Origin of the sequence: Azospirillum palustre (assembly GCF_002573965.1) — a bacterium.
Classification (GTDB): Bacteria; Pseudomonadota; Alphaproteobacteria; order Azospirillales; family Azospirillaceae; genus Azospirillum; species Azospirillum palustre.
This window is the reverse complement of the sequence record NZ_PDKW01000010.1, coordinates 1-836: the sequence shown is the minus strand read 5'-3', so window position 1 is coordinate 836 and position 836 is coordinate 1. Positions and strand designations below refer to the sequence as shown.

Here is an 836-nt window from a genome sequence, read left to right as displayed (position 1 = left end):
AGCAGCACGCGTTCCTTCTGAGCCGGCGTCACCCGGCAGAACACGTTGACCTTGGGGAGGCGGGCCCGCAACGCCTCTTCGCTCATCGCCCGCAGATCGTCGCCGGTGATCAGGCCGATGACGGGCAGGCCGAGTTCGGCGCAGACGTGCCGCGTCACCCGCTCGTTGTCGCCGGTCAGAAGGCGCACGGCCACCCCGGCCCCGGTCAGATCGCGGATCGCCGCCATGGCGCTCGCCTTGGGCGGATCGAGGAAAACCGCGTAGCCGGCGAAGGCCAGTTCGCTTTCGTCTCCCAGCGCGGCGGAGGCATGATCCGGTCCCATCGCCTTGGAGGCGATCGCCAACACCCGGAACCCGTCCTCTCCCAGCTTCTGGAACAGGGCATCCAGATCCGCCCGCGCCGCCGGGTCGAGCGGCATCTCGACGCCACCTTCGCCTTCGTAATGGGTGGACTGCCGCAGAACGTCTTCCGGCGCCCCCTTGACCACCAGCAGCCGCTCGGTGCCATCGGTGACGAGAACCGACACGCGCCGCCGTTCGAAATCGAAGGGCACCTCGTCGATCTTCCGCCAGCCGGTCACGTCGAGGCTGCGGAAGGCGATGATGGCCTCGTCGAGCGGGCTCTTGATGCCGCTCTCGAAATGGCTGTTCAGGTAGGCCAGCCGGAAGACGCGTTCGCTCTCCGCGCCACGGAAATCCAGGTGCCTGACCATCCGGATCGTCGCCTCCGTCAGCGTCCCGGTCTTGTCGGTGCACAATACGTCCATGGCGCCGATGTTGTGCATGGCCGCCAGCCGTTTGACGATGACACGGCGCTCCGCCAGCCGCATCGCCCC

General features: G+C 67.7%; 1 protein-coding gene. It reads right to left on the bottom strand.

The features are described 5' to 3' along the window. On the bottom strand, positions 1–836 hold an 836-nt coding region (locus CRT60_RS00050; RefSeq protein ID WP_143272900.1), incomplete at both ends, for an HAD family hydrolase.